This window comes from Streptomyces sp. NPDC004561, assembly GCF_053602155.1.
The window spans coordinates 1-5,326 of record NZ_JBSGDB010000557.1 but is presented as its reverse complement, the minus strand read 5'-3'; the positions used below and the strand labels follow the sequence as shown (position 1 = coordinate 5,326).

The window sequence follows — 5,326 nt, the reverse complement described above, 5'->3', positions numbered from 1 at the left end:
GTTCGCCACCGACCACCACCAGCTGGTCATTCCCTCGCAAGGCGTGTCGACGGCCCTGGAAGCGGCGGTCGCGAGGGCTTGGCCGGGCCCTCGTCGTCGCCCACGTTCACACAGCCGGCGGCGACGGATACGGCCAGCGCCGTGACGGCCAATCGGACGGGTACGTACAAGGGGCGCACGGCGGCCACCTCCGGGGGCAAGGAATGGAGTCAACCTCACCAACTCCCACCGCCCACGGGAGGACACGCGCCGCGTACGCATCAACTCGCCGCCCGCGCGACTCCGGGACCGCCCCACCCGCCGGGCCGCACCGCCGTCGCCTCACCCGCGTCGCCGGGCGGAGTGCACACGGGACGCGACCGAACGGGGCGGCGCGACCGCTCAGCCGTAGCCGAGCGCGTGCAGCCGGGAGTCGTCGATGCCGAAGTGGTGGGCGATCTCGTGCACCACCGTCACCTCGGTCTCCGCCACGACGTCCTCGCGCGTCGTGCACATCCTGAGCGTCGGCCCCCGGTAGACCGTGATCCGGTCCGGCAGCACCCCGGCGTACCACTCGCCCCGGTCGGTCAGCGGGGTCCCCTCGTACAACCCGAGCAGCTCGGGGTCGTCGGTGGGCGGTTCGTCCTCCACGAACACCGCCACGTTGTCCATGAGCCGCGTCAGCTCCGGCGGGATCCGGTCGAGCGCCTCGGCCACCAGTTCCTCGAACTCCTCGCGCGTCATCTCCAGCACAGGGTCATTGTCCGGTACGAGGCGCCCGTACGAGAGTGGCGAACCGTCGCATGGCCCCGCCCGCGCATGGGCATACGGGACCAATGGCCCGCGTCCCCGTCGCAGCCCTGAGGAACATGCCCATCCGGACCTCGCAACGCTTCCGCCCCGCCCGCCCGCTCCCCGACCTGGAACTCGCCGCCCGCCCCCGGCCGTGGCTCGGCGCGCTCGGACTCATGACCGTCGTGCTCATCGGCGCCTGGCTGGGTCTGCTGATCGTCGGCAACGTACGGGCCCCCGTCGGCCCGGTGAACACGACGATGGCACTGCGTCCCTCCCTCACCGGCGGCACGAAGATCAACGTGTCCCCGCTGGGCGCGCTCACCCTGGACAGCCATGTGGCGCCGGTCCGCCTGGACGTGAACGTCGACCAGCTGGACCCGCTCCGCTCCCAGGCCCTGGTCGACCACCCCGAGCGGATCTCCGGCCTCCAGGACGAGGTGGTCCACGACGTCGAGCACGGCACGCTCGACCTGGCGTTGCGCTCCTGTGCCGCCGTGGTCGTCGGCGCCACCGCCCTCGGCCTCGCCGTCTACCGGCGCCCGCGCCGGGCCCTGGCGGCCGGCGGACTGGCCCTGGCGCTGCTCGCCGCCTCGGGCGCGTCGGCGTACGCCACCTGGAACCCCAAGTCGGTGCTGGAGCCGAAGTTCTCCGGGCTGCTGTCCTCGGCCCCGTCGGTGATCGGCAACGCGCGCAACATCGTCACCGAATTCAACGTCTACCAGCAGGAGTTGGCGCGTCTGGTGACGAACGTGACGAAGCTGTACGACGTCACCTCCACGCTCCCCGCCTACCAGCCGGACCCCTCCACCATCCGGGTCCTGCACGTGTCGGACATCCATCTGAACCCGGCGAGCTGGAAGATCATCGCCTCGCTGGTGAAGCAGTACAGGGTGAACGTGATCGTCGACTCCGGCGACACGATGGACCACGGCATCGCGGCGGAGAACGGGTTCCTGGACCCGATCGCGGACCTGGGCGCGCCGTACGTCTGGGTGCGGGGCAACCACGACTCCAGGACCACCCAGCGCTACCTGGAGCACATGCGGAACGTCCACGTCCTCGACGACGGCCAGGCCCAGTCGGTGGGCGGCCTGCGCTTCGCGGGCATCGGCGACCCCCAGTTCACCCCCGACCGCTCGTTGGTGCCCGGCGGCGACGCGTCCGAGCAGCTGGCGGGCGACCGGCTGGCCAGCGCGCTGCGCTCCCAGCGGGCGGGCGGCACGCCCGTGGACGTGGCGATCGCCCACGAGCCGTCCGCGGCGCGCGAGACGGACGGCGAGGTGCCGCTGGTGCTGTGCGGGCACCTGCACCACGAGGGCGACGAGAAGCTGCCCTACGGCACCCGGCTGCGCATGGAGGGCTCGACCGGCGGCAGCGGGCTGCGCGCGGTGGAGCGCAAGTACCCGGCGCCGATCGAGGCCTCGGTGCTCTACTTCGACCGGGACACCCACCGGCTGCAGGCCTGGGACGCGATCAAGCTGGGCGGGCTGGGCCTGACGACGGCCGAGGTCAGCCGCCACCTCGCCGACGACAACCGGCCGGGGGCGACTCCCACCCCGACGGCGTCCACCGGAAGGGCGACCTCCGGCCGTCCGTAAACCGTTTTGGCGATACCCCTCGCCATCCCATATGCTTCTCACGTCCCCGAGGCGCTGAGAAGCGCCCAGGCGGGCCGATAGCCCTCATCGTCTAGCGGCCTAGGACGCCGCCCTTTCAAGGCGGTAGCACGGGTTCGAATCCCGTTGGGGGCACGCAGAATCGTGTGCGACACTGTTGCACGCAAGCAGCTGGGTCCTGTGGAGCAGTTTGGAGTGCTCGCCACCCTGTCAAGGTGGAGGCCGCGGGTTCAAATCCCGTCAGGACCGCTGAGGTTTCTTCCGAAGCCTCGTGGCTGGGTAGCTCAGTTGGTACGAGCGTCCGCCTGAAAAGCGGAAGGTCGCCGGTTCGACCCCGGCCCCAGCCACCATCAGAAGGCCCCGTTCAGTGAACGGGGCCTTCGTCGTATGGGGCGCCTACGGCGCAGGAGCCGCCTCATCTCCGCGGGGTCCTCTTCGCGCTTGTTCAGCACAACCTTGCTCTCCCAATTCCCCACCCCCGTCCGGGGTCCGGTCGCGCGGCCTAAGATCGGGCCACCCAGTACCGGTCTGCAGGGGGCATCGTGGCGGGGGACTTCCGGGGGTTCGACATCGTGCGGCGGGGTTACGACCGCGCCCAGGTGGACGCCTTTCTGGCCCGCCCGGCCGCCGGCGCGGCGGCCGAGGCGCCCGTTTTCGACATCGTCCGGCGCGGGTACGACCGAGCGCAGGTGGACGCGCGGGTGACAGCGATACGAGGTGGGGGACGATGAGCAGCCAGGCCGGAGCCGCAGGGGACGTCGAGCTGGAGAAGGACCGGGCGCGCTACGGGCTGCTCGCGGTCGTGGTCAGCAATCTCGCGATCGCCGGGGTCGCGGTCTTCGGTGTCTGGCGGCTCGGCGGCGACAAGTCGGTGATCGTCGGCATCCTCACCGCCGCGTTCACCGCGGTGAGCAGCATGACCACCGCCTACCTGGGCATCAAGGCCGTCTCCAACACCGCGAAGTCGTTCGCCCAGGGAGGCGGAGCGGCCCACCGGCCCCCCGAGGCCTCGACCTCCTCGGCGCCGCCCGCCCAGCGCACCCCCTAGTCCACGACGACGGGGCCCACCGGGCGGCCGCCCGGGTGCCGGTCCCGCAGGACCAGGAAGACCGCGCAGGAGACGGCCGCCCAGCCGGCCAGCACCAGGAACGGGAAGGCGTGCTGGTGCCCCCGGAAGTACACCGCGGTGTGCTGGGCGTTCACCGAGGCGCCCGGCGGCAGCCAGCGGCCGATGAGCCCGAGCGGGGACGGCAGCAGCGGCCAGGAGACGGCGCCGCCGGAGGAGGGGTTGCCGAGCAGCACCAGCAGCCCCCAGGTCGGCAGCATGGCCCACCGCCCGAACAGGGTGTTGAACATCGTGAACACCATGCCCGTGGTGAACATCGTCAGGGTGAGGATCAGCCACGACTCCACGAACGGCAGCTTCACCGCCCCCAGCCACCAGTCCACGACCGCGGCGATCGTGAACCCGCCGAGCACGGCGTAGGCGACGGTGACGCCGATGCGCTCCAGCGGGTTCAGCGCCCGCGCGTGCACGCTGAGCTGGATCGCCCCGACGAAGCCGATGATCACGGCGGCGAGCGAGATGTAGAAGATCGCGAGGCCCCGCGGGTCGCCCTTCTGCAGCGGGTTGAGGTCGTGGACCACCACGGGCGTGCCGGTGGCGCCGCCCACCTTCACGGCCGCCTCCGCGAGCACCTGCGCGACCGTCGCCCCGGACGCGCCCGACACCTCCAGCGTGATCGCCCCGCCGCCCGCGGGCGCCTCGACGACCGCGAACACCCGCTGTTCGTCCACGGCGCGCACCGCATCCGCCCGGCTGCCGTACGGGTGCAGCTTCAGCGAGGCGCCCAGAGCCTGCTCCATCCCCGCGACGAACCGCCCCACCAGCGCCTCCGAGGCCACCTTCCGGGCCGTCCTCGTCGGCGGCCTGGTCGGCATCAGCTCCGCCGCCGTGCCCTTCGTCGGCGGCCTGATACTGCGGGGCCGCCTGGAACGCGGCCGGATGACCGCCTGGGACACGGAATGGGCCCGCCTGGGACCGCAGTGGGGACGGATGGTCTGACGGCCCCCGCCACGAGCCCCGGCTGTTCCTCACAGGTTCCCGCCCAAGCCGCGGCCGTCGGCGGGCCGGCCCTCGGCTCGCCGTCGCACACCCCGTTGGTGTGACCGGTGCTCCTCCTCCCGGCGACGGTCCTGTGCGAGTCGGTGCCCGGTCCTACGTCCCCGTCATCACCTCCCGGCACGCCCACAGCAGTGCCTCGTCCTTCGGGATGTCGCCGCTTGCGTAGCCCGCTTCGCGGGGTGTGTGGCGGCGGGGGGTGGCCAGTTCGGTGCTTACCAGGTCCCGTAAGGGCTCGGCCGCCGCGCCCATGGAGGCGAGGCGGCGGGCGATCGGGCCGCGGGTGCGCGGGTCCTCCGTCCAGGCGGCCCGGAACACCGGCAGGACGGGTTCCGGGTCCGCGTCGATGCGCCACAACGCGCACGCGGCCGAGACCCGCTCCCGCGGCGGTCCCGACCGCGCGGCCCGGCGCAGCTCGGGCAGGGCGGCGCGCGCGGCCGGGCCCAGCCTGCCCAGCCGCTGGGCGGCGAGGCGGCGGCCGGCCGGGTCGCCCGCTGTCAACTCCCGCAAAAGAAAGGGGAGTACGGCGGAGGTGTCGCCCTCCGCCGACCACAGCGCGCCCGCCGCGGCGGCCGCGTGCCGGGTGTGCAGCAGGCTGTGCAGCAGGGGTGTCGCCCGCGCCGCGGCGCCCAGCGTCTCCAGGGTCTCGATCACCTGGACCACGAGGGCGTCGCGCGCCCCGAGACCGTCGGGAGCGCCCCGGAGCAGCCGCAGCACCTCCGGCACCGCCTCCCGGTCCCCGACGGCCCCGGCCCGAACCGCCGGTTGGCGACGAAGAGGCCCACCCCGAGCGCCCTGGTGATCGTCGCGTGGT

The 5,326-nt window shown here is 72.8% G+C and carries 6 protein-coding genes and 3 tRNA genes; 6 read left to right on the top strand and 3 right to left on the bottom strand.

All coding sequences use genetic code 11. From position 1 onward, the window contains the following. Nucleotides 1-381: 381 nt before the first annotated feature. Nucleotides 382-732 (bottom strand): metallopeptidase family protein, encoded by a 351-nt coding sequence (locus ACWEN3_RS40640; protein WP_452982002.1) that lies wholly within the window; start codon nucleotides 730-732, stop codon nucleotides 382-384. 83 nt (nucleotides 733-815) lie between these two features. Here ACWEN3_RS40640 and ACWEN3_RS40635 point away from each other — a divergent pair, with 83 nt between their 5' ends. The 6 genes from ACWEN3_RS40635 to ACWEN3_RS40610 all read left to right on the top strand — a co-directional run bounded on the left by ACWEN3_RS40635 (nucleotide 816) and on the right by ACWEN3_RS40610 (nucleotide 3,438). Continuing rightward, the gene (locus ACWEN3_RS40635) at nucleotides 816-2,372 is read left to right on the top strand and encodes a metallophosphoesterase family protein (RefSeq protein WP_452981999.1); all 1,557 of its coding nucleotides are present in this window, start codon (nucleotides 816-818) and stop codon (nucleotides 2,370-2,372) included. Nucleotides 2,373-2,452: 80 nt separating this feature from the next. After that, a tRNA-Glu gene (locus ACWEN3_RS40630) sits at nucleotides 2,453-2,525 on the top strand. Between the two features lie 39 nt (nucleotides 2,526-2,564). Then, nucleotides 2,565-2,639: transfer RNA gene (locus ACWEN3_RS40625), tRNA-Asp, on the top strand. 24 nt (nucleotides 2,640-2,663) lie between these two features. Then, nucleotides 2,664-2,740 (top strand) — tRNA-Phe (locus ACWEN3_RS40620). 192 nt (nucleotides 2,741-2,932) lie between these two features. Continuing rightward, complete coding sequence (locus ACWEN3_RS40615; protein WP_452981997.1) at nucleotides 2,933-3,121, top strand: DivIVA domain-containing protein; 189 nt, start codon at nucleotides 2,933-2,935, stop codon at nucleotides 3,119-3,121. Beyond that, the gene (locus ACWEN3_RS40610; protein WP_452981995.1) at nucleotides 3,118-3,438 is read left to right on the top strand and encodes a hypothetical protein; all 321 of its coding nucleotides are present in this window, start codon (nucleotides 3,118-3,120) and stop codon (nucleotides 3,436-3,438) included. The genes ACWEN3_RS40615 and ACWEN3_RS40610 overlap by 4 nt, the downstream gene beginning before the upstream one ends. Here ACWEN3_RS40610 and ACWEN3_RS40605 read toward each other — a convergent pair. Beyond that, nucleotides 3,435-4,367, bottom strand: a complete 933-nt coding sequence (locus ACWEN3_RS40605; protein ID WP_452982005.1) for an ABC transporter permease — start codon at nucleotides 4,365-4,367, stop codon at nucleotides 3,435-3,437. The two genes, ACWEN3_RS40610 and ACWEN3_RS40605, sit on opposite strands and share 4 nt — an antisense overlap. Before the next feature lie 241 nt (nucleotides 4,368-4,608). Continuing rightward, the gene (locus ACWEN3_RS40600) at nucleotides 4,609-5,238 is read right to left on the bottom strand and encodes a hypothetical protein (protein WP_452981992.1); all 630 of its coding nucleotides are present in this window, start codon (nucleotides 5,236-5,238) and stop codon (nucleotides 4,609-4,611) included. Nucleotides 5,239-5,326: the final 88 nt, after the last annotated feature.

Coding starts and splice junctions, on each gene's coding strand:
- ACWEN3_RS40635 (WP_452981999.1), top strand. CDS start 816: ATGGCCCGCGTCCCCGTCGCAGCCCTGAGGAACATGCCCATCCGGACC.
- ACWEN3_RS40610 (WP_452981995.1), top strand. CDS start 3,118: ATGAGCAGCCAGGCCGGAGCCGCAGGGGACGTCGAGCTGGAGAAGGAC.